Origin of the sequence: Micromonospora sp. NPDC005171 (assembly GCF_040608575.1) — a bacterium.
Lineage (GTDB): Bacteria > Actinomycetota > Actinomycetes > Mycobacteriales > Micromonosporaceae > Micromonospora.
Genome location: NZ_JBEXIM010000001.1, coordinates 484,339 through 507,673 on the forward strand (window position 1 = coordinate 484,339; position 23,335 = coordinate 507,673).

Here is a 23,335-nt window from a genome sequence, read left to right on the forward strand (position 1 = left end):
GTGGGGTGGGCGGGGGGTTGGTTGGCTGGTCAGGCGGGGGTTACGGAGAGGGTGTTGGTTTCGGTGGTGCGGTCCACCTTCACCGTTTCGCCGTCGCGGATCTGGCCGGACAGCAGGGCCTTCGCGAGTTGGTCCCCGATCGCGGTCTGGACCAGACGGCGCAGCGGGCGGGCGCCGTAGATCGGGTCGTAGCCGTGCTCGGCCAGCCAGTCCCGGGCGGCGTCGGTGATCTCCAGGCCCAGCCTGCGGTCGGCCAGCCGCCGCCGCATCCGGTCCAGTTGGATGTCGACGATGGAGCGCAGGTCGTCCCCGCGCAGCGAGGCGAAGACCACGATGTCGTCCAGCCGGTTGAGGAACTCCGGCTTGAAGTGCGACCGGACCACGGCCAGCACACCCTCCCGGCGCTGCTCGTCGGCGAGCGTCAGGTCGCTGATCACCGACGACCCGAGGTTGGACGTGAGGATGAGGATCGCGTTCCGGAAGTCCACAGTGCGGCCCTGACCGTCGGTGAGCCGGCCGTCGTCGAGCACCTGGAGCAGCACGTCGAACACGTCCGGGTGGGCCTTCTCCACCTCGTCCAGCAGCACCACCGAGTACGGCCGGCGGCGCACCGCCTCGGTGAGCTGACCACCCTCGTTGTAGCCGACGTAGCCGGGTGGGGCACCCACCAGGCGGGCGACCGAGTGCTTCTCGCCGTACTCGCTCATGTCGATGCGGACCATCGCCCGCTCGTCGTCGAAGAGGAACTCGGCGAGGGCCTTGGCCAGCTCGGTCTTGCCGACGCCGGTGGGGCCGAGGAAGAGGAAGCTGCCGGTCGGGCGATCCGGGTCGGCGATGCCGGCCCGGGCACGGCGTACCGCGTCGGAGACCGCGCCGACCGCTTCGGTCTGGCCGACCACCCGGCCGCCCAGCGACTCCTCCATCCGCAGCAGCTTGGCCGTCTCACCCTCCAGCAGGCGGCCGGCGGGGATGCCGGTCCAGGAGGCGACCACAGCGGCGATGTCGTCCGCGCCGACCTCCTCCTTGAGCATCGCGCCGTCGGCCTGGAGCTGGGCCAGCTCCTCCTCGGCCTGCTTCAGCTCGACCTTCAGGGCGGGAATCCGGCCGTAGCGCAGCTCGGCGGCGCGTTCCAACTCGCCGTCCCGCTCGGCCCGCTCGGCCTCACCGCCGAGGCGTTCCAACTCCTCCTTGGCGGTGGAGAGCTTGGTGATGTGGCTCTTCTCGGTCTGCCAGCGCTCGGAGAGCACTGTGAGCTGCTCGCGCTTGTCTGCCAACTCCTTGCGGAGTCGCTCCACCCGCTCGGCCGAGGCGGCGTCCGGCTCCTTGGCCAGCGCCATCTCCTCGATCTCCAACCGGCGGACCGCCCGCTCGATCTCGTCCACCTCGACCGGACGGGAGTCGATCTCCATCCGGAGCCGGGACGCGGACTCGTCGACCAGGTCGATCGCCTTGTCCGGCAGGAACCGGTCGGTGATGTAACGGTCGGACAGGGTCGCGGCGGCGACCAGGGCGGCGTCGGTGATCCGTACGCCGTGGTGCACCTCGTAGCGCTCCTTGAGCCCACGCAGGATGCCGATGGTGTCCTCGATGGTCGGCTCACCGACAAGCACCGGCTGGAAGCGGCGCTCCAGCGCCGGGTCCTTCTCAATGTGCTCGCGGTACTCGTCGAGCGTGGTGGCGCCCACCATCCGCAGCTCACCACGGGCCAGCATCGGCTTGAGCATGTTGCCGGCGTCCATCGAGCCTTCGCCCTTGCCGGCGCCGACGACCGTGTGCAGCTCGTCGAGGAACGTGATGACCTGCCCGTTGGAGTTCTTGATCTCCTCCAGGACGGACTTCAACCGCTCCTCGAACTGGCCTCGGTACTGTGCGCCGGCGACCATCGCGCCGAGGTCCAGCGAGATCAGCTTCTTGTCCCGCAGTGACTCGGGCACGTCGCCGGTGACGATCCGCTGGGCCAGGCCCTCGACGATCGCGGTCTTGCCGACGCCGGGCTCGCCGATCAGCACCGGGTTGTTCTTGGTACGCCGGGAGAGCACCTGGATGACCCGACGGATCTCGGAGTCCCGGCCGATGACCGGGTCGATCTTGCCGTCCCGGGCGCTGGCGGTCAGGTCGACGCCGTACTTGGTGAGGGCCTGGTAGGTCTGCTCGGGGTCGGCGGTGGTGACCCGGCGGTCCCCACCGCGAACGGTCGGGAAGGCCGCGACCAGGGCCTCCTCGGTGGCGCCGGCGGTCTTCAGCGCGCCGGACACCGCGCCGCCCACCCGGGCCAGGCCGGCGAGCAGGTGCTCGGTGGAGGTGTACTCGTCGCCCAGCGGCCGGGCGATCTGCTCGGCGGCGCCGATGGCGTTGACGAATTCCCGGGCCAAGGTCGGCTCGGCGATGCTGGAACCGCGGGCGGCCGGCAGGTTGTCGACAGCGCGCTGGGCGGCCTGGCGCAGCTCGGTCGGGTCGGCCCCGACGGCGCGCAGCAGACCGGTGGCGGTCGAGCCGTCGGTGTCCAGGAGTGACAGGAGCAGGTGCCAGGGCTCCACTGTGGCGTGACCGCGCTGGTTGGCCAGCGCGACAGCGCCCGTGATGGTTTCGCGGCTCTTGGTGGTGAGTCTTTCGGTGTTCATGGGCTCCCCCGGATCGGCGTTGTCCATTGGGTTGGACACAACCAGAGTTGAGCGTATTCCACTCAACCTTAGCGCGTGACGCCCATCACTCCCGGCGCCGCCACCGCCAGTCGAACTCGCCGGCCGCCGGGGGCGGGCCGGGCAGCGGGTCCGCGCCCGGCGCCGACGACAGGCCGGCCAGCAGAACCGCGAGCTGCCGGCGGCGCAGCTGACCGGTCCGCTCCGGATCGGGTACGCGGACCGCGGCGCACGCCTCCAACAACAACCCCAGATCGTGTACGACCGCGTCGGGGCGCAGCCGACCGCTGGCGTGCGCCCGGTCGACCAGGGCGGTGGCCAACTCGCCGGCGCGCATCGCGTCCCGACCCATCTCCTCGGTCGGGGTGAAGGTGCCGGCCAGGTGGACGGTGAGCGAGTGCACGTCGGCGTCGACCACCCGGGTCAGGAAGCCGGTGAACGCGGCCCAGTCGTCCGGCTCGGCGAGGGCGGCCTCGGCCTCCGCCACGTACCGGCGCAGCCCGTCGTGGCAGAGCTGACGCAGCAGGTCCTCCTTGCCCGCGTAGCGCCGATAGAGGGCGCTGATGCCGACGCCGGCGCGTTCGGCGACGGCGGCGATCGGGGCCTTCGGGTCGTCGAGGAAGACGGCGCGGGCGGCTTCGAGGATGACCTCGTCGTTGCGGGCGGCCTGGGCGCGGCGACCGCCAAGCGTCCTGCCGGAAGTCGTTGACATGTGTTCACCCTACCAGTGGAACGGATCGTTCCGCTCTGCTATGGTGGTTGCAGAACGAAACATTCCGTTCCGAAGGAGTTCCGGCATGAGCGACACCGCGATCCGCCCGTTCCGCGTCGAGATCCCGCAGACCGCCCTCGACGACCTGGCCGACCGGCTGGGCCGCACCAACTGGCCCGCCGACCTGCCCGGCGCGGGCGACTCGTACGGGATGAGCACCGACCGGGTGCGCGCCCTCGTCGACAGGTGGCGGGGCGAGTTCGACTGGCGTGCCGTCGAGACCCGCCTGAACGCTCACCCGCAGTTCGTCACCGAAATCGACGGCGAGCGGATCCACTTCCTGCACGTCCGGTCGTCCCGGCCGGACGCCACAGCGCTGGTGCTCACCCACGGCTGGCCGGGCTCGGTGCTGGAGTACCTCGACGTGATCACCCCGCTCACCGAGCCGACCGACCCGGACGCGCCGGCCTTCCACGTGGTCATCCCGTCGCTGCCCGGATACGGCTTCTCCGGCCCGACCCGCAGCGCCGGCTGGAACCGGTTCCGCACCGCCCGCGCCTGGGCCGAGCTGATGAACCGCCTGGGGTACGACAGCTACGGCGCTGTCGGCAACGACGCCGGCTCGATGATCGCGCCGGAGCTGGGCCGGGTCGCCCCGGAGCGGGTGCTCGGCGTCCACGTCACCCAACTCTTCTCGTTCCCCTCGGGTGACCCGGCCGAGTTCGCCGGGCTCTCCGAGGCGGACCAGGCGGCGCTCGGGCACCTCCAGTGGTTCTACGAGAACAAGTTCTCCTTCAACCAGGTGCACAGTCAGCAGCCGCAGACCCTGGCATTCGCGCTGGCCGACTCGCCGGTGGGGCTGCTCGCCTGGAACGCCCAACTCTTCGACGAGAGCCTGGACGCCGACTTCATCCTGGCCAACGTGGCGCTCTACTGGTTCACCGGGACGGCCGCCTCGGCGATCCGGCTCTACTGGGAGGACGCGCACGCCGGCGAGCCGCCGACCGAGCCGACCACCGCTCCGACCGCGCTGGCCATGTTCCCCGGCGACTTCCAGTCCATCCGCCGCTTCGCCGAGCGGGACCACGCGAACATCGTCCGGTGGACGGCGTACGAGACCGACGTCGACGGCCGGGGCGACGTCGGCGGCCACTACGCGGCCCACCAGGCCACCGAGGTTCTGGTCAGCGACATCCGCGAGTTCTTCGCCAGCCTCCGCTGACCACGGCGTGCTCCGGTGCCCGCGCCCGTTCCGCCGGCGCGGGCACCGGCGCGTCCCGACCCGGTCCCCGGCACCGACACGGTTGATCCACTGGGCTTGCATGAAGTCGGGGCATCCGGACCGCCAGGACCCCGCGACATCATGAAGACCGAGTCGATCACAGCCGGTCGCCTCGGTCCGATTGGCGCTGTCCGTCCAAGATCTGCGCTCTGTTCACGAAGCGGTAGCCTTGGCGAGTGCGAGTACGTGTCGAGCAGACCGCCTTACCCGGGATCGGGGTACGTCACGATCTGGTGACGGAGTCCGGACGCCGCCTGGGCGTCGTTTCCCACCGCAACGGCCGCCGTGATCTCGTCCTCTACGATCCCGACGACCCCGACGCCTGCCAGTCGGACATTCCGCTGACCGACGACGAGGCCGAGGCTCTGGCCGACATCCTCGGCGCGTCGCTGATGCTCGGTCAACTCTCCGGGCTCCGCGAGCAGGCCGCCGGTCTGCTCACCGAGCAGATCGCCATCACGGCCGGTTCGCCGTACGTCAACCGGAAGCTCGGCGACACCAAGGCGCGTACCCGCACCAGCGCCTCCATCGTGGCAGTGCTGCGCGAAGGCGAAGTGATCGTCTCGCCACTCCCCTCCTTCCGCTTCGCGGCCGGCGACGTGGTGGTCGTTGTCGGGACCCGTAGAGGTCTCGACGGCGTCTCCGCCATCCTCGCCGACAGTGACCCGGACGGCTGAGGCGGATGCACGATTCCACAACTCTGCTCGTCGAAGTCGGCGCGCTGCTGCTGCTGCTTGGCGTCCTCGGTCGGCTCAGCCGCCGGGTAGGCCTGTCACCCATCCCCCTCTACCTGCTCGCCGGGTTGGCCTTCGGGCACGGCGGGCTACTTCCGCTCGCCGCGAGCGAGGAGTTCTTCGCGGTGGGCGCCGAGATCGGCGTCATCCTGCTGCTGGTGATGCTCGGCTTGGAATACTCGGCCAACGAACTGGTCGGCAACCTCCGGTCGGCGGCCCCGGCAGGGCTGATCGACGGCGTGTTCAACGCGCTGCCCGGAGCGGCTTTCGCCCTGCTGCTCGGCTGGGACTGGGTCGCCGCCCTCGTGCTCGGTGGCATCACCTGGGTCTCCTCCTCCGGCGTGATCGCCAAGGTCCTCGCCGACCTGGGACGACTCGGTAACCGGGAAACCCCGGTGATCCTCTCGGTCCTCGTGATCGAGGACCTGGCGATGGCGCTCTACCTGCCGCTGGTCACCGCCGTCCTGGCCGGCACCGGCCTGCTCGGTGGCGGCATCGCGCTCGCCGTCGCGGTGGGCACGGTGCTGCTCGTGCTGGTGGTCGCCATCCGGTACGGCCACCTCATCTCCTCCGCCCTGTCGGCGAAGGACCCGGAGGCGCTGCTGCTCGGTGTACTCGGGCTGACCCTGCTGATCGCCGGGCTCGCAGCGAAGCTCCAGGTGTCGGCGGCGGTCGGCGCGTTCCTGGTCGGCATCGCGCTCTCCGGCCCGGTGGCGCATCACGCGACCGAGTTGCTCTCGCCGCTGCGGGACCTGTTCGCGGCGGTGTTCTTCGTCTTCTTCGGCCTGGTCACCGACCCACGGGACATCCCGCCGGTGCTGCTGCCGGCGCTCGCGTTGGCCGTTGTCACCATGGCGACGAAGACGCTCACCGGTTACCTCGCCGCCCGCCGGGTCGGCATCGCCGAACCCGGTCGATGGCGGGCCGGCCTGGCACTCGTACCCCGAGGTGAGTTCTCCATCGTCATCGCCGGGCTCGCTGTGGCCGCCGGGAGCGTCGAGCCGCGGTTGGCAGCGCTGGCCGCGACGTACGTCCTGATTACCGTGGTGACCGGGCCCATCCTGGCCCGGCTGCCGGACTTCCCGTGGTTCAAGCGGTGGCTGCGCAACCGCGCGGCGGCCCAGCGGCAGGAACGGATTCCGGTCGCCGACTCACTGCACTGAGCTCCATCTGAACGCTGCGGCGGCGTGGGTCGCACCCTCGCGAAGGTAGAAGCGGTGCGCCTCGGTGCGGGCCAGACCGGACTCCAGGAAGACATAGTCGGCACCCTGTTCGTGCGCCCACGCCCTGGCCGCCGCCAAAAGGTGGGAGCCGACACCCTGGGAGCGCCAGTCAGGGTGCACAGCGAGATCCTCGATCGAAGCCCGGCGGCCGAAACGCACCGAGAGGATGTCCAGGTAGACACTGGCCACGCCGACCAACTGATCCTCATCCGAACGCGCCTCGAAGAATGCGACGTCTTCTTTTGCGAGCAATTGCGCGGTCCGCTCGACAGCGCGGTCGTCGTCCCAATCCACGGGACGACTACCGGGAGGGGTGAATAGCCACTCCAGCCCCATCACGAACTGGGCCTCGGCGCCCCGCTGTAACCGTCGAACATGGATTGTCATAGCAGCATCATCGGCCGCGCTGTCGATGCAGTGGAGCCGGCCATGCCAACGGTTGCGGAATTGCTCCCCACGGGGACTACCGCAGCACCCGGCGGCGGGTTACCGTTTCGCCCCAGCAGCCAGGTCCGCAGGCAGCGTTGCCAGACGCGGGCGAGAGCGGAAGGTTGGCCGGTGAGCGTGCAAGAGTCGACGTTCCACGGCTTCGCCAACCCCGTCGATCCGACTCCGGCGGAGTTGCGAGCTTGGGCATACAAGCCCGATTCGGTGCCGTTGGCCTCGATGCCACCCGACTGGGACCTGCTGGTCTCCGGCGACCGACTGGTGTTGACACTTTTCGAGTTGGCCATGGATCCAACCTGTCCGGCCCGGCGTTTCGCGCTGCACTGCCTCTACATCTACGCGGCCGACGGCATCCGGACGAACTTCCGCGCCCACCCCAAGCGCCGCTTTCGCAAGCTCGTCGAACAGGCCGAGCGGGACGGCGACGACCTGATGAGGATCTGGGCGCACAACGGCCGGGTGCTGCTGGCCCGACCGGAGCTCTTCGTCTACCGGGACTGGTGCGAGGGCGGCCTGGTCCGCGAAAACCGCCGCCTCGGCTGAACTGGATCGACCCGTTCATTGCACCGAACGGGCCGGGACCCCCCGTGGGTCCCGGCCCGCACGTCGGTTACCGGTCAGTCCTGCTTGCGTTCCGTCTCGGCTCGGCCCGCTTCGCCGGCGTGGTCGCCGTCTTCGGCGAACCGGCCGCCGACGATCCGGTCCCGGTAGGTCCCCTCGGTCACCTTGTCGAACTTCTTGCGGACGGCCTCGGCCAGGTTCTCCAACCGGTCCTCCGTCTGCTGGGCCACCTTCTTCGCCGGCTCCGCCATCGCTCCCCCTCGCCATGCCGGTAGGTCCGGATTAAGCCGATTGGACCCTTATCGACAGGCTAACCGAAGCGGCCCGGACCGCGCCGGGAATCCAGCGCGGTCCGGGCCGAGAAGACAGCTCCGGGTGAGCGGTAGGTCAGCGATCGGGCGTGCGGCGGGGACGCCACACCACCAGGGCGGTGGACGTGCGGTTTGTCGGCACCAGATCACGGCCCGGGAAGCGGGCCAGCGACTCCAGCTCGGCCACCCGGCGGTACGCGGCGTCCAGCTCCGCCTCCAGCCGGGCCACCCGCTGCTGCGCCTGCTCCAGCAGTCGCTCCAGCCCGATGATCCGCTTGACGCCGGCCAGGTTTATCCCGTCGTCCTGGCTGAGCCGCTGCACCTCGCGCAGCAGCACCACGTCGCGGACGCTGTAGCGACGCCCGCCACCGGCGGCCCGACCGGGCTGCACCAGCCCCAGCCGGTCGTACTGGCGCAGGGTCTGCGGGTGCATCCCCGCCATCCGCGCCGCCACCGAGATCATCAGCACCTTGGCCTCGTAGGCAGGGTCGCCCGAACCGAGGAACTCGCCCGACATCCCGCTCACCTCCGCGTCCATTCCACCGGACTAGCTGACTCGACGCACCCGTGCGTCGAGATGTTCCCGGGCCGCCGGCGGGGTCTGCTCGGCGAACGACTCCAGCGCCGTGCGTGCCTCGTCCGACAACCGGGCCGGCACCACCACGTCCAGCGTGACCAGCAGGTCGCCGGCCTGCCCGTCGCGGCGGACCACACCCTTGCCCCGGGCCCGCAGCACCCGCCCGCTCGGCGTTCCCGGCGGCACCCGCAGGGTCACCGCGCCGTCGAGCGTGGGCACCCGCAGGTCCGTGCCGAGGACGGCCTCCGCGAAGGTGACCGGCACGGTCAGCGTCAGGTCGTCTCCGGTACGCCCGAACAGCTCGTCCGGCCGAACCTTGACGTGCACGAAGAGGTCGCCGGCCGGGCCACCGCGCTCGCCCGGCTCGCCGCGCCCGGCCAGCCGGATGCGTTGCCCGTCGGCGACCCCCGCCGGGAAGCGCACGTTCATGGTGCGGGTCTTGGTGACACCGCCACTGCCGTGGCACTCCGGGCACTTCTCCTCGACCACGGTGCCGACGCCCTGGCAGTTGCGGCACGGCTCGGAGAAGCTGAACGACCCCTGGTTGCGGGTGGTCACGCCGGCACCATGACAGACCTGGCAGGTACGCGGCTGGGTGCCGGGCTTGGCCCCGTTGCCATGGCAGGTGTCACAGACTCCCGGCGCGCGCAGCGTCAGGGGCAGCGTCACCCCACGCACCGCGTCGCCGAAGTCCAGCGCCACCTCGGTCTCCACGTCCCGACCACGGGCCGGACCGCGTGGCGCGGCCTGCCCACCGGCCTGCCCCCCGCTGAAGATCGAGCTGAACAGGTCCTGGAAGCCAGCGCCTCCGAAGCGGCGATCGCCGCCTCCGCCGCCGCCGAACATGTCGGAGACGTCGAACGGCATGCCGCCTGGCTGACCCCCACCTCGGGCGTTGCGCCGGAACGCGCCCGAGCCGAAGAGCGAACGCATCTCGTCGTACTCGCGACGGCGGCCGCTGTCCGACAGCACGTTGTACGCCTCGGACGCGGCCTTGAACCGCTCCTCGGCCTTCGGGTCGCCCGGGTTGTGGTCCGGGTGCGACTCCCGGGCCACCTTGCGGTACGCCTTCTTGATGTCATCCGCGGAGGCGGCCTTGTCCACGCCGAGCACGGCGTAGAAGTCCTTCTCGATCCAGTCCTTCGAACTCACCGGTCCACCTCCTTCCGACCCTGGTGGCCCGGCCGTCCCGCCCACCGCTGTGCGGTGAGCGGGACGACCCGGTCACTGTCTGGCACTATTCCGGATCCGCGACCGCGACCAGCGCGGGGCGCAGCAGCCGCTCACCGAGCTGGTAGCCGCGTCGCATGACCTGTACGCAGGTCGGCTCGCTGACGTCGGCCGAGGTCTGGTGCGCGACCGCCTCGTGCCGGGTCGGGTCGAACGGGTCGCCCTGCTCGCCGAAGGCGTTCAGGCCGAACTTGCCCAGCGCGGTGGTGAGCTGTTCCGCCACCGTGCCGAACGGCCCGACCAGGTCGCCGTGTTCCCGCGCCCGGTCCAGGTCGTCCAGGATCGGCAGCAGCGCGGCCAGCACCGATCCGGTCGCCTGCTCCTGCACGAGGCTGCGGTCACGGTCGACCCGCTTGCGGTAGTTGGCGTATTCCGCCGACACCCGCTGCAGGTCCCTAGTCCGTTCGTCCAGCTCGGCCCGGAGCGCCTCCAGCTCGGCGCCGAGCGAGGTGCTCGGGCCGCCGCCGCCAGCCGGCTGCGCCGGGGCGTCCACCACCGGCGGACCGGACGGTTCCGGCCCGTCGGTGGAGTTGACCTCGATCTCGATCTCGTCGACCACTACCTCGGCGTCCTCGACCAGTCCCTCGGCCGGCACGCCGGTTTCCGCGTCAGCGGCGGTGCCCTCCGGCTCGGCGGTGTCGACGAGCTTGCGGTTGTTGCGGATGACGACCCGCTCCCCGTCGCCGGTGGTCGGCTCCGCGGGCGCGGAGCCACCCGGCGTCGACCCGGTGTCGTCCGGGTCGACGGCTCGTGGCTTCTGCGTCATGCGGCTACCTCATCCCCTTCGCGGTGGAAACGTGTCGGAGGCCGACGGTCACTTCTTGCCGTCCTCGTCCACGATTTCCGCGTCGACCACGTCGTCAGCGCCGCCGGCCTGCGCGCCGGTCGCGCCGGTCGCACCGGTCGCACCCGGGCCGGGCTCGCCACCCGGCTGCTGACCCTGCTCGGCCTGCTGCGAGTAGAGCAGCGAACCGGCCTGCTGCGAGACCTGCGCCAGCTTCTCGTGCGCCGACTTGATCTTCTCGATGTCCTGACCGCCGAGGGCGCCACGCAGCTCGCCGAGCGCCTCGTTGAGCTGCTCGCGGTTCTCGCTGGGCAGCTTGTCGCCGCTCTCGGCGAGGAACTTCTCGGTCTGCCACTGGAGCGCCTCGGCCACGTTGCGGGTCTCGGCGTCGTCGCGGCGGCGCTTGTCCTCCTCCGCGTGCTCCTCGGCGTCCCGGCGCATCCGCTCGATGTCGTCCTTCGGCAGCGAGGAGCCGCCGGTGATCGTCATCTTCTGTTCCTTGCCGGTGCCCAGGTCCTTGGCGTGCACGTTGACGATGCCGTTGGCGTCGATGTCGAAGGCGACCTCGATCTGCGGCACGCCGCGCGGCGCCGGCGGGAGGCCGGTCAGCTCGAAGGTGCCGAGCTTCTTGTTGTAGGCCGCGATCTCCCGCTCACCCTGGAACACCTGGATCAGCACCGACGGCTGGTTGTCGTCCGCCGTGGTGAAGACCTCGGAGCGCTTGGTCGGGATGGTGGTGTTGCGCTCGATCAGCTTGGTGAAGATGCCGCCCTTGGTCTCGATGCCCAGGCTCAGCGGGGTCACGTCGAGCAGCAGGACGTCCTTGACCTCACCCTTGAGCACACCGGCCTGCAGGGCGGCGCCGACGGCGACGACCTCATCCGGGTTGACGCCCTTGTTGGGGTCGCGACCGGTGAGCTGCTTGACCAGGTCGGTCACGGCGGGCATCCGGGTCGAACCGCCGACCAGGATGACGTGCTCGACGTCGGAGATCTTGATCCCGGCGTCCTTCACGGCCTGCTCGAACGGGCCCTTGCACCGGTCCAGCAGGTCCTGCGTCATCCGCTGGAACTCGGCGCGGCTGAGCGTCACGTCGAGGTGCAGCGGGCCGGCCGCCCCGGCGGTGATGTACGGCAGGTTGATGTTGGTGGTGGTGGCGGCGGACAGCTCGATCTTGGCCTTCTCGGCGGCCTCACGGAGCCGCTGGAGGGCCATCTTGTCCTGGCCGAGGTCGATGCCGTGCTCGCCACGGAACGTCTTGACCAGGTGGTCGATGATCCGCTGGTCCCAGTCGTCGCCGCCGAGGTGGTTGTCACCGCTCGTCGACTTGACCTCGATGACGCCCTCGGCCAGCTCCAGCAGCGACACGTCGAAGGTGCCGCCGCCGAGGTCGAAGACCAGGACGGTCTGCTCCTTGGAGCCCTTGTCCAGCCCGTACGCCAGGGCGGCCGCGGTCGGCTCGTTGACGATCCGCAGCACGTTGAAGCCGGCGATCTCGCCGGCCTCCTTGGTGGCCTGGCGCTGGCTGTCGTTGAAGTACGCCGGCACGGTGATCACCGCGTCGGTGATCTGCTCGCCCAGGTACGCCTCGGCGTCCCGCTTGAGCTTCATCAGCGTCCGGGCGGAAATCTCCTGCGGGGTGTACTTCTTGCCGTCGATGTCGACGGACCAGTTCGTGCCGACCTCGCGCTTGACCGACCGGATCGTCCGATCCGGGTTGGTCACCGCTTGGCGCTTGGCGACCTCACCGACGAGCACCTCGCCGTTGCGGGCGAACGCGACGATCGAAGGAGTCGTCCGCGACCCCTCAGCGTTGGCGATGACGGTGGGCTCACCGCCCTCGAGAACGCTGACGCAGGAGTTCGTCGTGCCGAGGTCGATACCGACCGCACGTGCCATCTTCGCTTCCTCGCTTCGTAAGGTTGTGCAGGTGACGGGCGTCGCCCGTGGGCTGCTGGCGAGCACCGCCCGCAGCGGGCCCCACCACAAGTTGAGTGAACTTGACTCAATAGTGCCACGCGTTGGCCAATCGTCAAGTTGACTTGAGTCAACCCGACGCAACCCAGCCGTTATTACCGTCCGGTTGTCTTCCCTTGCATCGGTCGGGCACGCTTTAGCGGTGACGACGCACGGCGATCCCGCCACCCGTTCCGGTGCGCCCGCCGTCGCAGCCCGCACCGACCCGCCGGACGCCGCGGAGGAGCCGCCCGCCACCACCGGGGACGACAGCCTCCCCGGCGCACTGTCGGGCCTCCGGGAGGCGATCGGCGCGACCCGGTATCCCCTCGCGCTGCCCTCTGCCAGCTCCGCCCGGCACACCGCCGCAGCCCTCACCGACCAGCTCGACGACTACCTGCTGCCCCGGCTCGCCCGGCTGGACGCCCCACTGCTCGTGGTGGTCGGCGGTTCCACCGGCGCCGGCAAGTCGACCCTGGTCAACAGTCTCGTCAAGGCCCGGGTCAGCGCGGCCGGTGTGCTCCGGCCCACCACCCGCTCGCCGGTGCTGGTCTGCAACCCGTCCGACGCGGCCTGGTTCCGGCAGGGCGACCTCCTGCCCGGGCTCACCCGCACCACCGAGCCGAGCGACGACCCGCGGGCCCTGCACCTGGTCACCGCCCCGGCCCTGCCCGCCGGGCTGGCCTTCCTCGACGCCCCCGACATCGACTCGGTCGTCGACGCCAACCGGGCGCTCGCCACCCAACTGCTGGCCGCCGCCGACCTGTGGCTCTTCGTCACCACCGCCGCCCGCTACGCCGACGCGGTGCCCTGGGAGCTGCTGCGCAGCGCCCGGGCGCGCGGCGCGGTGATCGCCATGGTGCTGGACCGGGTGCCCGCCGAGGCCACCGACGAGATCGCCGCGCACCTGACCGAGATGCTCGCCGAGCAGGACCTCGGCCGGGCGCCGCTGTTCGTGTTGCCCGAGACCTGGGTCGACGGTCAGGGGCTGCTGCCCGAGGGGGTGACCGCCCCGCTGGCCGACTGGTTCGCCCGGTTGGCCGCCGACGTGGACGCTCGGGCGGCGGTGGTCCGCCAGACCCTCGACGGGGCGCTGGCCGCGCTCCACCCCACGGTGGAGGAGCTGGCCGACGCCGCCGACGAGCAGCTCGCCGCCGCCGACGTGCTGGACGAACGGGTCCGGGCCGCGTACCGGGGTGCCGAGCGCACCGTCGAGCAAGGGCTCCAGGACGGCCGGCTGCTCCGCGGTGAGGTGCTCGCCCGCTGGCAGGAGTTCGTCGGCACCGGTGAGCTGTTCCGCAACCTTGAGGCACGGATCGGCCGGCTCCGGGACCGGGTCGTGGCCGCCGTTACCGGTCGGCCGGCACCCGCCGTCGAGCTGCGCAACGCCATCGAGTCCCAGTTGGTGACGTTGCTGCGCGGGGTGGCCTCGGAGGCCGCCGAGTCCTCGTACACCGGGTGGAAGGCACACCCGGCCGGCGCCGGGCTGCTCGACCCGGCGCTCGCCCACCCGAGCGAGGAACTACCCGAGCGGGCCGAACGCATGGTCCGGGACTGGCAGCGCGGAGTTCTGGAACTGGTCCGGGTCGAGGGCGGCGACAAGCGGTTCGTGGCCCGCACCGCCGCGTACGCGGTGAACGCCACCGGGCTGGCCGTGATGATCGCCGTCTTCGCCTCCACCGCGTTCATCCCGACCGGGCTGGAGTTGGCCACCGGGGCCGGCACCACTGTCGCCGCACAGGCCGTCCTCCAGGCGATCTTCGGCGACCAGGCGGTGCGTACCCTCGCCGCCAAGGCCCGCACCGACCTGCTGGACCGGGTGCGGACGCTGCTCGACGCGGAGGCCGACCGCTTCTTGAGCCGCACCGCCGACGCCCGCCCCGCCGCGGACGCCGGCGACGGGCTGCGCCGGGCCGCCGGCCGGGTCGAGCTGGCCCGACATCGCAGCGGCCTGTCCGCCCGCGACGAGGAGGGTTTTCGGTGAGCAACATCGCCGGCCGGGTCCGTGAGGTGTTCCGCGGGGACCAGCGGGTCGACGCCGACGCGCTGATCGCCCGACTGGACGCGGTACGCCGGTTCCTGACCGCCGTGGACGGCCTGCTGCCGGACTCCGACCTGGTGCCCGCGCACACACTGGTCGAACGGGCCGGCACCCGGCTCGCGCTGTCCCGGGACCACACGGTGGTCGCCCTCGCCGGTGCCACCGGCAGCGGCAAGTCCAGCCTCTTCAACGCGCTGGCCCAACTGGAACTCTCGCCGGTCGGGGTCCGTCGGCCGACCACCGGCGTCACCCACGCCTGCGTGTGGGGGCCGTTGGAGGGCGCCAACCATCTGCTCGACTGGATCGGCGTCCTGCCCCGACACCGCTTCGTCCGGGAGAGCGCCCTGGACGCGGACGACGAGACGGCCCTGCACGGGCTGATCCTGCTCGACCTGCCCGACTTCGACTCGGTGCAGCGATCTCACCGGCTCGAGGTGGACCGACTCCTCGGCCTGGTCGACCAGGTGGTCTGGGTGGTCGACCCGCAGAAGTACGCCGACCGGGTCATCCACGACAGTTACCTGCGCGAGTTCCACAGGCACCGGGACGTCACAGTGGTCGTGCTCAACCAGGTCGACCGGCTGCCCCCGGCCGAGGTGCCCCGGGTCCTGGACGACCTGCGTCGGCTGCTCGACACGGACGGGCTGACCGGTGTGCCCCTGCTGGCCACCACCGCCATCGATCCGGCCGGGATGGTCGGGCTGCGCAACGCCCTGGAGCGCACGGTCGCCGAGCGGCAGGCCGCGTTGCGCCGACTCGCGGGTGACGTCGACACGGTCGTCGCCGGCCTGGACGAGCTGGTCGGCTCGGCCCGGCCGGCGGGTGGGCCGGACGACGCCGCCGTCACCGGGTTGAACCGGGCGTTGGCCGGGGCGGCCGGGGTGCCCACGGTGACCGAGGCCGTCGAGCGGGCGTACCGGCACCGGGCCGGCGCGGCCACCGGCTGGCCCGTGGTCCGGGGCTGGCGGCGGTTGCGACCCGACCCGCTGCGCCGACTGCACCTGCCCGGCCCGGCCGGCGACCAGGCCGACCCGGCGGAGAGCATGGTCGCGGCCACCTCGGTACCGGACCCGACGGCCGCCCAGCGCTCGGCGCTCGGCCTCGCCATCCGCGCGGTGGCCGACCGGGCCGCCGCGGACCTGCCCGCCGCCTGGCCCGGCGCGGTGACCTCCGCCGCCCGGTCCCGCCTCGGCGACCTGCCGGACGCCCTGGACCGCACGATCGCCGGCACCGATCTCGGCCTCGACCGTCGACCGCTGTGGTGGCGGATCGTCGGCGGCGTGCAGTGGTTGGTCACCCTCGCCGCCGTGGTCGGGCTGGGCTGGCTGGTGCTCGGCTACGCGCTGCGGGCGCTCGGCCTGCCCGCGCTGGACAACCCGATGGTCGGCGAGGTTCCGCTGCCGACGGTGCTCCTGCTCGGCGGCCTGCTGGCCGGGCTGCTGGTGGCGGCGCTGACCCGTCCGGTGGTGCGCTGGGCCGCCCGGCGCGCCCGTGCCCGTGCCGACCAGCGGCTGACGGCACGGGTCGCCCAGGTGGGCGACGAGTACGTGCTGACACCGGTACGGATCGTGCTCGGCTCATACGCGCAGGCACGCGACGCGCTGCGGGACGCCGCGCACCGCTGACGCTCCGCACGGCTCGCTACCGCTCTGCGTACGCCTCAGGCGGCGTAGGGTCGGAGCATGGCCACGCCTCAGACCCCCTACGACGCGGTGCTGCACGCCGCACGCGACGTGACCAAGCTGGAGTCCGCCCTCGACGCCGAGATGCTCGGCAGCGCCCTGCTGGGCAGTGTCTACGCGATCGCGGAGACCGACCGCGACGCCGCCGTACGGGAGTTTGTCACCGGCTTCCTCGCCGCCACCGCCCGCCGCAGGGTCACGGCGGCGACCACCATCCGGCAGGTCTTCGCCACGCTCGTCCCGACCGCCGACGGCACCGAGCGGGTGCGTGCGGGCAGCCAGGCGCCCGCCTGGACGGCCCAGCTCGGCCGGGTGCACCTCACCGGCACCTGGGCGTACGGCGACGTGTACGGAGATCAGACCTCCTACCTCGCGACCTTCGCCTACGACGACGATTCGGGCGGCTCGGAGCACGCGCTGGTGGCCCTGGTGGACCACAACATCGGGATCACCAAGGACATATTCGTGGGTGGGCCGGCCGAACGGATCCTGGACCAGGTCCGGCAGATGTGCGCCGACGACGAGTTGACCTGGTTCCGTACCGAAGATCCGGCCCGGCTCCGGGGTGAGGTGGCTCGCCACCTGGCCGTCACCGACGACCTGGGCGAGTTGCCCGGCGAGGGGTCGCTCGCGACCGACCGGGCGTTGGTCGGGGCCCGGCTGGCGGTGCTGCCCACCGCGGCCGACCCGACCGGTCCGGCGGAGGTCGAGCCGCTCTCCGCGGCCGAGCGCACCGACCTGGTCCGGCGGTTCCTCGCCGCGCCGGAGGCCGTCCGCTTCGGGTTGGACGCCGTCGACGGCCCCGAGTTGGCCTCTCTGCACTTCTGCCTGAGCCTGCTGCTGGACCACTCGGCGAGCTTCCCGGACGCCGATCCGATGCGCTGGAGCCCTGCGGTGTCCGGGCTCTTCCTGCTCGACTGGGTGCACCGCCGGGCCGTGCTGGACATGGACGACGCGGCGATGCTGCCCCGGGTGCTGCGGGCCTGGGCGCGGTACGCGTCACGCCAGCGCGGGCTGCCCGAGGCCGCGACGACCCGCACCGACGAGGCGATCGAGGAGATGGTGCCGGAGTTCGCCCGCCTCTACTCGACCGGTGAGCGGCGCAGCGCGGCCACCGCCGCGGTGGCGCAGCTGATGGCCGACGGGGTGGACCCGGACGACCCGGCCGCGCTGGACGCGTGGATCGAGGCGAACCGGCACCGCCTCGCCGACGACGGCGCCTGACCGCGTCCGATGGTGGGCGGCTTCACGCCGCCCACCCCAGGACCCGGCCCAAGCGCGCCGCCCGCCCTGGCCGGCTGGCGCAGCGGGCCTGGTCCGGTTAGCGAACCGGGCCCGGCCGGCGAGCGCACCCGGCCTGGTCCGGCTATCGCAGCAGGCCGAAGACCACCGCGGCGACCAGGGCGCCGAGCGTGCCTCCGGCCAGCACCTGCGCCACCGTGTGGTCCCGCAGCCGGACCCGGGACCAGCCGACCACCGCCCACAGCGGTGTGGCGACGACCAGCCACGTCCCGAAGGTCAGCATCAGGATGACAAGCGTGCCGGCGGCCACCGCCGAGTGGATCGACATCTTCCACCAGTGGCTGACCGACACGGCGACGACGAGGCCGACGAGGCCGGCCACCGCCAGGGCCAGCACCGGGCGGGGCGCGCCGAACACGGCGAGCACGGCGAGCCCCGCCGCGACCGAACCGACGCCGACCAGCAGCGGCGCCCGGCGCTGCTCCCGGCGGCCGACGTGGTGGTCGGTGAGCCGACCACGGCGTACCCCGCCGACGATGTAGGCGAACGGAATGCCGGTGACGAAGAGAGTGGCGAGCAGGCCCCAGACGAGGCCCTGACCGGGGCGGCTGGCGCTGTGCCAGCTCACCGTGAGGATCAACAGCGACACGAGCACCGCAGGGGCGGTCACCTCGGTGACCAGCCGGGCGATCCGCAGCCCCGGGCCGGGTCGGGTGGTGACCGGGCGGAGTTCCGCACCGCCGCCCACGCCACCCCCTCCGGTACGCGCCTACCGCCGAACACCGCCGACGCCGGACGGACCGCGCCTGATCGTCACCGTACCGCTGGTGACACCGCCGGGTGCCTCGGTCCGGCCAGCGGCGCCATGCTGACACTGGGCGGCGGGGCGACGGCCGACGGCGTCGGGATCGCCGGGCTGGGCCGGCGGGTCGGTTCTGCGGGTGGCGTGGGGGTGGGGGGCGGCACGGACCGGGTGCTGGTCGGCACGGCGGTCGCGGTCGCCTCGTCGGTCGGCGTGGGTGTCGGCGCCAGCGTCGGGTCCAGTGTGGGCGTCGGGCCCAGTGTCGCGGTCGGCTCCGGGTCGGCCGAGCGGGTCGGCTCCGGGCCGGTGGGGTCCGGGTCCGGCGGATCGGTGGGGTCCGAGTCCGGCGGGTCGGTCGGGTCCGGGTCCGGCGGATCGGTCGGATCGGTCGGATCGGTCGGGTCCGGGTCGGTCGGCGGCGGCGCGACGGGCGGGGGTACGGGCGGCGAGCTGCCCCGGGTGGGTTTGGGTGCCACCGGCGGGGCGGTCGTCCGCAGGGCCGGTCTGGGGTCGGCCGCGGCGGGCCCGTCCTGTGGACGCCGCAGGGCGGCGGGCAGCCAGCCGCTGGTCGGACCGACGCTTGGTGTGCCGGGCGGCGGAGGCGGCGGTTGGCTGGTCATCGGCAGCGGGATCACCACCGGCCCGACGGACGGGGTCGGCATGAACGGGGTGCTGCTGTCCGGCAGGGCGGTGCTGCCCGGGGTGGCCGAGCCGGCGCTGATCGCGGCGAGGATCGGCATCGATGCGGTGCCGGCCAGCAGCGCGACGGTGAGCAGGTAACCGCGGGTGGGGCCACCGGCGCCGGGGGCACGGTGAACGCCGACCATCCGGCGGTAGCCGCCCGCCGACCGGTGCCGACCAAGCGCTGGCGTGCCGGGACCGTCACCTGGCTCGTACACCGCGCACCCCTTGTCGTCGGCCGTCGGAGGACATGGATGGACGCCGCCGGGGGGCATAAACCAGACAATTAACCCGATAGGCGCGATCCTGCGGGAATCAGCCTTGCGTAGTCACCCTCAGTAAGCCAACCTCCGCAGCGTGTCGACACGCGGTGCTGGCCGAACGGTGACGAATCGTGCCGCACCGCACGGGAAACGCGGGCCGGGATGATGGCGACAAACGGCGTCAAAGCTTGGGCGGCCGAAGTGCGGGGGCAGGCGTACTGTGGGCGCGCTCACCTGCTCTGCGAATATGGAGCACGACGGCAACGCAGCCGTGACCTCCGCGCACCCTCGCGGCAGGCGCGGTTGAGCGCCGGCGCTCCCGATCCGGGTTCGGCCAGAACCCGGGTCACGCCGTGCGGCAACCCCCACCGGGGCTAGGCGCGGCCGCCAGGAACCGGCCCGGCAGCAGCCGGGCAGGCGCACGAGTTGCGCGGCCGGGTGACCCCCCCGGTGCCGACGCAGACACGACAGGGAGAGACCGATGGCAAAGGGCGACCCCGGGGGCACCACCCGCAGCAGGCGGGCTGCACAACCCCGCTCCAGGAAGGGCGCGGCCGGCGACCCCGCGCTGGTGCAGCTGCTCACCCCCGACGGCGAGCGGATCGACAGCGCCACCGGGCCGGACGGCACCGAGTACCGCGTCGACTTCACCGACGAGGAATACCGCGGTCTCTACCGCGACCTCGTGCTGGTCCGGAAGCTGGACGCCGAGGCGACCGCTCTCCAGCGCCAGGGCGAGCTGGGCCTCTGGGCCAGCCTGCTCGGCCAGGAAGCCGCCCAGGTCGGCTCCGGCCGGGCGCTGCGTGCCCAGGACATGGCCTTCCCGACCTACCGGGAGCACGGCGTCCTCTACTGCCGGGGCATCGACCCGATCATGCCGCTCGGTCTGTTCCGCGGTGTCGACCAGGGCGGCTGGGACCCGAACGAGTTCAAGTTCAACATGTACACGATCGTCATCGGCGCGCAGACCCTGCACGCGACCGGCTACGCGATGGGGATCACCATCGACGGCAAGACCGGCACCGACGACGGCGAGGCGGCGATCGCCTACTTCGGCGACGGCGCCACCAGCCAGGGCGACGTGAACGAGGCGTTCGTCTGGGCCAGCGTGTTCAACGCGCCGCTGGTCTTCTTCTGCCAGAACAACCAGTACGCGATCTCCGAGCCGCTGGAGCGGCAGACCCGTGTCCCGCTCTACCAGCGGGCCGCCGGCTTCGGCTTCCCCGGCGTACGGGTGGACGGCAACGACGTGCTCGCCACGTACGCGGTCACCCGCACCGCGCTGGACAACGCCCGCCTCGGCCAGGGCCCGAGCCTGATCGAGGCGTACACCTACCGGATGGGCGCGCACACCACCTCCGACGACCCGACCCGCTACCGGATCGCCAGCGAGGTCGAGGCGTGGCAGGCCAAGGACCCGATCGCCCGGGTCAAGGCATTCCTGGAGAAGCAGCAGATCGCCGACGCGGACTTCTTCGCCGAGGTCGACGAGCAGGCCCGCCGCGAGTCGGTGCACCTGCGCGAGCGGGTGCTCGAGATGCCGAACCCGGAGCCGGTGACGATGTTCGACCACGTCTACCCCAACGGGTCTCCGCTGCTCGACGAGCAGCGCGCGAAGTTCAGCCGCTACATGGAGTCGTTCGAGGGGAGCGCCCACTGATGGCCACGGAGACGCTCACCATCGGCAAGGCCCTCAACACCGGTCTGCGCCGCGCCCTGGAGAACGACCCCAAGGTCATCATCATGGGCGAGGACGTCGGCAAGCTCGGCGGCGTCTTCCGGATCACCGACGGGCTCCAGAAGGACTTCGGCGACCAGCGGGTGATCGACACCCCGTTGGCCGAGTCCGGCATCATCGGCACCGCTGTCGGCCTGGCGATCCGCGGCTACCGACCGGTCTGCGAGATCCAGTTCGACGGCTTCGTCTATCCCGCGTACGACCAGATCGTGTCGCAGGTGGCGAAGATGCACTACCGCTCGGGCGGCAAGCTGAGCATCCCCATGGTGATCCGGATCCCGTTCGGCGGCGGCATCGGCGCGGTCGAGCACCACTCCGAGTCGCCGGAGGCGTACTTCGCGCACACCGCCGGCCTGAAGGTGGTGACCTGCGCCAACCCGCAGGACGCGTACGTGATGATCCAACAGGCCATCGCCTCGGACGACCCGATCGTCTTCCTGGAGCCCAAGCGGCGCTACTGGGAGAAGGGGCAGGTCGACCTGGACACGCCGCTGTCCGACGCGTACCCCCTGCACTCGGCCCGGGTCGTGCGGCCCGGCACCGACGTCACCGTGCTGGCCTACGGCCCGATGGTGCGGACCTGCCTGGAGGCGGCGACCGCCGCCGCCGAGGACGGCCGGGAGTTGGAGGTCATCGACCTGCGCTCGCTCTCGCCGCTGGACCTGACTGCTGCGTACGAGTCGGTGAAGCGCACCGGCCGTGCGGTAGTGGTGCACGAGGCGCCGTCAAACATCGGCCTCGGCGCCGAGTTGGCCGCCCGGATCACCGAGGAGTGCTTCTACTCCCTGGAGTCGCCGGTGCTGCGGGTGACCGGCTTCGACACCCCCTACCCGGCCGCCCGGGTGGAGGAGGAGTACCTGCCCGACCTCGACCGGGTGCTCGACGCCGTCGACCGCACCTTCGGCTGGTGAGCGACATGTCCCGGATCAAGACGTTCAACCTGCCCGACCTGGGCGAGGGGCTGACCGAGGGCGAGATCCTGGCCTGGCTGGTCAAGGTCGGCGACACCATCGAGCTGAACCAGCCGATCGTCGAGGTGGAGACGGCGAAGGCGGCCGTGGAGATCCCGGCGAAGTGGGCGGGGCAGGTGCAGGCCATCCACCACCCGGAGGGCACCACTGTCGAGGTCGGTACGCCGATCATCGCGATCGACACCGACCCGGGTGCCGGCCCGCTGGAGGCGCCGTCGACCACGGCCACGCCCAGCGGTGACCTGCCCACCCCGTCGGCGGCCTCGCTGGCGGCGGTGGAGGTGGCACCGGCCGAGGGCATGATCGAGCCCGGCCTGATCGGCGGCGCGGCCCCGGGTGGGCGCACTGCGGTGCTGGTCGGCTACGGCCCGCGGACGACCGCCGCGAAGCGTCGCCCGCGCAAGGGCGGCGTCCCGGCGCAGGCCGTGGCGGCTTCCGCTCCGGCGGCACCGGCTCCGCAGCCGGTGGTCGTGCCCGTGGCGGCTCCTGCTCGTGACGGGCAGGCCGCGTCGGCGACCGGCGGCGTGCTGGCCAAGCCGCCGGTGCGCAAGCTCGCCAAGGATCTCGGGGTCGACCTCGGCACGCTGACCGGGTCGGGGCCGCTCGGCTCGATCACCCGGGAGGACGTGCAGCGAGCGGCGAACGGTGCGAGCGCTGTGGTTGCCGAGCCGATCGCGGCGACGACCGCGCCCAGCTTCGGCGCGGACCGGGAGCAGCGCATCCCGGTCAAGGGCGTCCGCAAGCTCACCGCCGAGAACATGTCCCGCTCGGCGTTCACCGCCCCGCACGTGACGGAGTTCCTGACCGTCGACGTGACCCGGGCGATGAAGGCCCTGGACCGGCTGCGCGGCCGGCGGGAGTGGCGGGACGTACGGGTCTCGCCGCTGCTGCTGGTGGCGAAGGCGGTGCTGCTGGCGGTGCAACGGCACCCGATGGTCAACTCGACCTGGGCGGGTGACGAGATCGTGGTCAAGGAGTACGTCAACCTTGGCATCGCGGCAGCCACCGAGCGCGGTCTGATCGTGCCGAACGTCAAGGACGCCGGCCGACTGTCGCTGCGGGAGTTGGCGGACGCGCTGACCGACCTGGTGCAGACGGCGAAGTCCGGCCGCACCTCGCCGGCGGCGATGTCTGGCGGCACCCTGACCATCACCAACGTCGGGGTGTTCGGGGTGGACACCGGCACACCGATCCTGCCGCCGGGTGAGTCCGCGATCCTGGCCTTCGGCGCGGTCCGGGAGATGCCCTGGGTGCACAAGGGCAAGGTCAAGGTTCGCCAGGTCACCACGCTGGGGTTGAGCTTCGATCACCGGATCATCGACGGTGAGCTGGGCTCGAAGTTCCTGCGGGACATCGGTGACTTCCTCACGGATCCGGAGGCGGCCCTGCTCGCCTGGACCTGATCGTTCGAAACGCCAGCCACGGCCGGTGTGCCACGGGTTAACGCCCGGCACACCGG

20 protein-coding genes are annotated in these 23,335 nt (G+C 71.8%); 10 read left to right on the plus strand and 10 right to left on the minus strand.

The annotated features are described in order from the left end of the window. Positions 1 to 29: 29 nt before the first annotated feature. Together clpB and ABZU74_RS02250 are read right to left on the minus strand one after the other, a co-directional pair. A complete protein-coding gene (gene clpB, locus ABZU74_RS02245) occupies positions 30 to 2,621 on the minus strand; it encodes an ATP-dependent chaperone ClpB (RefSeq protein WP_355417374.1) in 2,592 nt (863 codons plus the stop codon). Between the two features lie 85 nt (positions 2,622 to 2,706). Beyond that, positions 2,707 to 3,351, minus strand: a complete 645-nt coding sequence (locus tag ABZU74_RS02250; protein ID WP_355417378.1) for a helix-turn-helix domain-containing protein — start codon at positions 3,349 to 3,351, stop codon at positions 2,707 to 2,709. Between the two features lie 85 nt (positions 3,352 to 3,436). On the opposite strand from ABZU74_RS02250, the gene ABZU74_RS02255 reads away from it, so the two are divergent. The 3 genes from ABZU74_RS02255 to ABZU74_RS02265 all read left to right on the plus strand — a co-directional run bounded on the left by ABZU74_RS02255 (position 3,437) and on the right by ABZU74_RS02265 (position 6,530). Continuing rightward, complete coding sequence (locus ABZU74_RS02255) at positions 3,437 to 4,573, plus strand: epoxide hydrolase (RefSeq protein ID WP_355417381.1); 1,137 nt, start codon at positions 3,437 to 3,439, stop codon at positions 4,571 to 4,573. Positions 4,574 to 4,809: 236 nt separating this feature from the next. Further along, positions 4,810 to 5,310: a TrkA C-terminal domain-containing protein gene (locus tag ABZU74_RS02260; RefSeq protein ID WP_030332098.1), complete on the plus strand. Its 501-nt coding sequence runs from the start codon at positions 4,810 to 4,812 to the stop codon at positions 5,308 to 5,310. Positions 5,311 to 5,315: 5 nt separating this feature from the next. After that, positions 5,316 to 6,530, plus strand: coding sequence for a cation:proton antiporter (locus ABZU74_RS02265; protein WP_196920475.1), 1,215 nt, complete (start codon positions 5,316 to 5,318; stop codon positions 6,528 to 6,530). Here the strand turns inward: ABZU74_RS02265 and ABZU74_RS02270 are convergent. Continuing rightward, complete coding sequence (locus ABZU74_RS02270; protein ID WP_355417384.1) at positions 6,519 to 6,977, minus strand: GNAT family N-acetyltransferase; 459 nt, start codon at positions 6,975 to 6,977, stop codon at positions 6,519 to 6,521. The two genes, ABZU74_RS02265 and ABZU74_RS02270, sit on opposite strands and share 12 nt — an antisense overlap. 171 nt (positions 6,978 to 7,148) lie before the next feature. Here ABZU74_RS02270 and ABZU74_RS02275 point away from each other — a divergent pair, with 171 nt between their 5' ends. After that, positions 7,149 to 7,580, plus strand: coding sequence for a hypothetical protein (locus ABZU74_RS02275; protein ID WP_196920473.1), 432 nt, complete (start codon positions 7,149 to 7,151; stop codon positions 7,578 to 7,580). A 74-nt stretch (positions 7,581 to 7,654) separates the two neighbouring features. Here ABZU74_RS02275 and ABZU74_RS02280 read toward each other — a convergent pair whose 3' ends face one another. From ABZU74_RS02280 to dnaK, 5 genes are all read right to left on the minus strand, one after another. Continuing rightward, positions 7,655 to 7,849 (minus strand): hypothetical protein, encoded by a 195-nt coding sequence (locus ABZU74_RS02280; RefSeq protein WP_355417387.1) that lies wholly within the window; start codon positions 7,847 to 7,849, stop codon positions 7,655 to 7,657. Between the two features lie 136 nt (positions 7,850 to 7,985). Further along, positions 7,986 to 8,426 (minus strand): helix-turn-helix transcriptional regulator, encoded by a 441-nt coding sequence (locus tag ABZU74_RS02285; protein ID WP_030332087.1) that lies wholly within the window; start codon positions 8,424 to 8,426, stop codon positions 7,986 to 7,988. Between the two features lie 30 nt (positions 8,427 to 8,456). Beyond that, entirely contained in the window at positions 8,457 to 9,638 is a 1,182-nt protein-coding gene (gene dnaJ / locus ABZU74_RS02290) for a molecular chaperone DnaJ (RefSeq protein WP_355417390.1), read from the minus strand. Between the two features lie 85 nt (positions 9,639 to 9,723). Next, on the minus strand, positions 9,724 to 10,482 hold the full coding sequence (gene grpE, locus ABZU74_RS02295) for a nucleotide exchange factor GrpE (protein WP_355417393.1): 759 nt from the start codon (positions 10,480 to 10,482) through the stop codon (positions 9,724 to 9,726). A 48-nt stretch (positions 10,483 to 10,530) separates the two neighbouring features. Further along, entirely contained in the window at positions 10,531 to 12,399 is a 1,869-nt protein-coding gene (gene dnaK, locus ABZU74_RS02300) for a molecular chaperone DnaK (protein WP_355417396.1), read from the minus strand. A 220-nt stretch (positions 12,400 to 12,619) separates the two neighbouring features. Here dnaK and ABZU74_RS02305 point away from each other — a divergent pair, with 220 nt between their 5' ends. Genes ABZU74_RS02305 through ABZU74_RS02315 form a run of 3 tightly spaced genes read left to right on the plus strand, consistent with a single transcriptional unit; the run spans position 12,620 to position 17,403 of the window. Further along, positions 12,620 to 14,440 (plus strand): ABC transporter, encoded by a 1,821-nt coding sequence (locus ABZU74_RS02305; RefSeq protein ID WP_355417399.1) that lies wholly within the window; start codon positions 12,620 to 12,622, stop codon positions 14,438 to 14,440. Beyond that, entirely contained in the window at positions 14,437 to 16,122 is a 1,686-nt protein-coding gene (locus tag ABZU74_RS02310) for a GTPase (protein ID WP_355417402.1), read from the plus strand. Before ABZU74_RS02305 ends, ABZU74_RS02310 begins: the two co-directional genes overlap by 4 nt. Positions 16,123 to 16,179: 57 nt before the next feature. Then, positions 16,180 to 17,403: a hypothetical protein gene (locus tag ABZU74_RS02315; RefSeq protein ID WP_355417405.1), complete on the plus strand. Its 1,224-nt coding sequence runs from the start codon at positions 16,180 to 16,182 to the stop codon at positions 17,401 to 17,403. A 142-nt stretch (positions 17,404 to 17,545) separates the two neighbouring features. Here ABZU74_RS02315 and ABZU74_RS02320 read toward each other — a convergent pair whose 3' ends face one another. Next, on the minus strand, positions 17,546 to 18,169 hold the full coding sequence (locus ABZU74_RS02320; protein ID WP_355417408.1) for a phosphatase PAP2 family protein: 624 nt from the start codon (positions 18,167 to 18,169) through the stop codon (positions 17,546 to 17,548). A gap of 65 nt (positions 18,170 to 18,234) precedes the next feature. Beyond that, positions 18,235 to 19,122: a hypothetical protein gene (locus tag ABZU74_RS02325; protein ID WP_355417411.1), complete on the minus strand. Its 888-nt coding sequence runs from the start codon at positions 19,120 to 19,122 to the stop codon at positions 18,235 to 18,237. Between the two features lie 526 nt (positions 19,123 to 19,648). On the opposite strand from ABZU74_RS02325, the gene pdhA reads away from it, so the two are divergent. From pdhA to ABZU74_RS02340, 3 genes are read left to right on the plus strand one after another with little or no spacing between them, the layout of a single operon-like run. After that, on the plus strand, positions 19,649 to 20,827 hold the full coding sequence (gene pdhA, locus ABZU74_RS02330; RefSeq protein ID WP_355417414.1) for a pyruvate dehydrogenase (acetyl-transferring) E1 component subunit alpha: 1,179 nt from the start codon (positions 19,649 to 19,651) through the stop codon (positions 20,825 to 20,827). Then, positions 20,827 to 21,816, plus strand: a complete 990-nt coding sequence (locus ABZU74_RS02335; protein ID WP_355417417.1) for an alpha-ketoacid dehydrogenase subunit beta — start codon at positions 20,827 to 20,829, stop codon at positions 21,814 to 21,816. Before pdhA ends, ABZU74_RS02335 begins: the two co-directional genes overlap by 1 nt. Continuing rightward, positions 21,813 to 23,279 (plus strand): dihydrolipoamide acetyltransferase family protein, encoded by a 1,467-nt coding sequence (locus ABZU74_RS02340; RefSeq protein ID WP_355417420.1) that lies wholly within the window; start codon positions 21,813 to 21,815, stop codon positions 23,277 to 23,279. Before ABZU74_RS02335 ends, ABZU74_RS02340 begins: the two co-directional genes overlap by 4 nt. Positions 23,280 to 23,335: the final 56 nt, after the last annotated feature.

What these genes read in the sequence shown, in the direction of transcription:
- clpB (WP_355417374.1), bottom strand. Translation starts at nt 2,621, where the DNA reads ATGAACACCGAAAGACTCACCACCAAGAGCCGCGAAACCATCACGGGC.
- ABZU74_RS02250 (WP_355417378.1), bottom strand. Translation starts at nt 3,351, where the DNA reads ATGTCAACGACTTCCGGCAGGACGCTTGGCGGTCGCCGCGCCCAGGCC.
- ABZU74_RS02255 (WP_355417381.1), top strand. Translation starts at nt 3,437, where the DNA reads ATGAGCGACACCGCGATCCGCCCGTTCCGCGTCGAGATCCCGCAGACC.
- ABZU74_RS02265 (WP_196920475.1), top strand. Translation starts at nt 5,316, where the DNA reads ATGCACGATTCCACAACTCTGCTCGTCGAAGTCGGCGCGCTGCTGCTG.
- ABZU74_RS02270 (WP_355417384.1), bottom strand. Translation starts at nt 6,977, where the DNA reads ATGACAATCCATGTTCGACGGTTACAGCGGGGCGCCGAGGCCCAGTTC.
- ABZU74_RS02280 (WP_355417387.1), bottom strand. Translation starts at nt 7,849, where the DNA reads ATGGCGGAGCCGGCGAAGAAGGTGGCCCAGCAGACGGAGGACCGGTTG.
- ABZU74_RS02285 (WP_030332087.1), bottom strand. Translation starts at nt 8,426, where the DNA reads ATGTCGGGCGAGTTCCTCGGTTCGGGCGACCCTGCCTACGAGGCCAAG.
- grpE (WP_355417393.1), bottom strand. Translation starts at nt 10,482, where the DNA reads ATGACGCAGAAGCCACGAGCCGTCGACCCGGACGACACCGGGTCGACG.
- dnaK (WP_355417396.1), bottom strand. Translation starts at nt 12,399, where the DNA reads ATGGCACGTGCGGTCGGTATCGACCTCGGCACGACGAACTCCTGCGTC.
- ABZU74_RS02315 (WP_355417405.1), top strand. Translation starts at nt 16,180, where the DNA reads ATGGCCACGCCTCAGACCCCCTACGACGCGGTGCTGCACGCCGCACGC.
- pdhA (WP_355417414.1), top strand. Translation starts at nt 19,649, where the DNA reads ATGGCAAAGGGCGACCCCGGGGGCACCACCCGCAGCAGGCGGGCTGCA.
- ABZU74_RS02335 (WP_355417417.1), top strand. Translation starts at nt 20,827, where the DNA reads ATGGCCACGGAGACGCTCACCATCGGCAAGGCCCTCAACACCGGTCTG.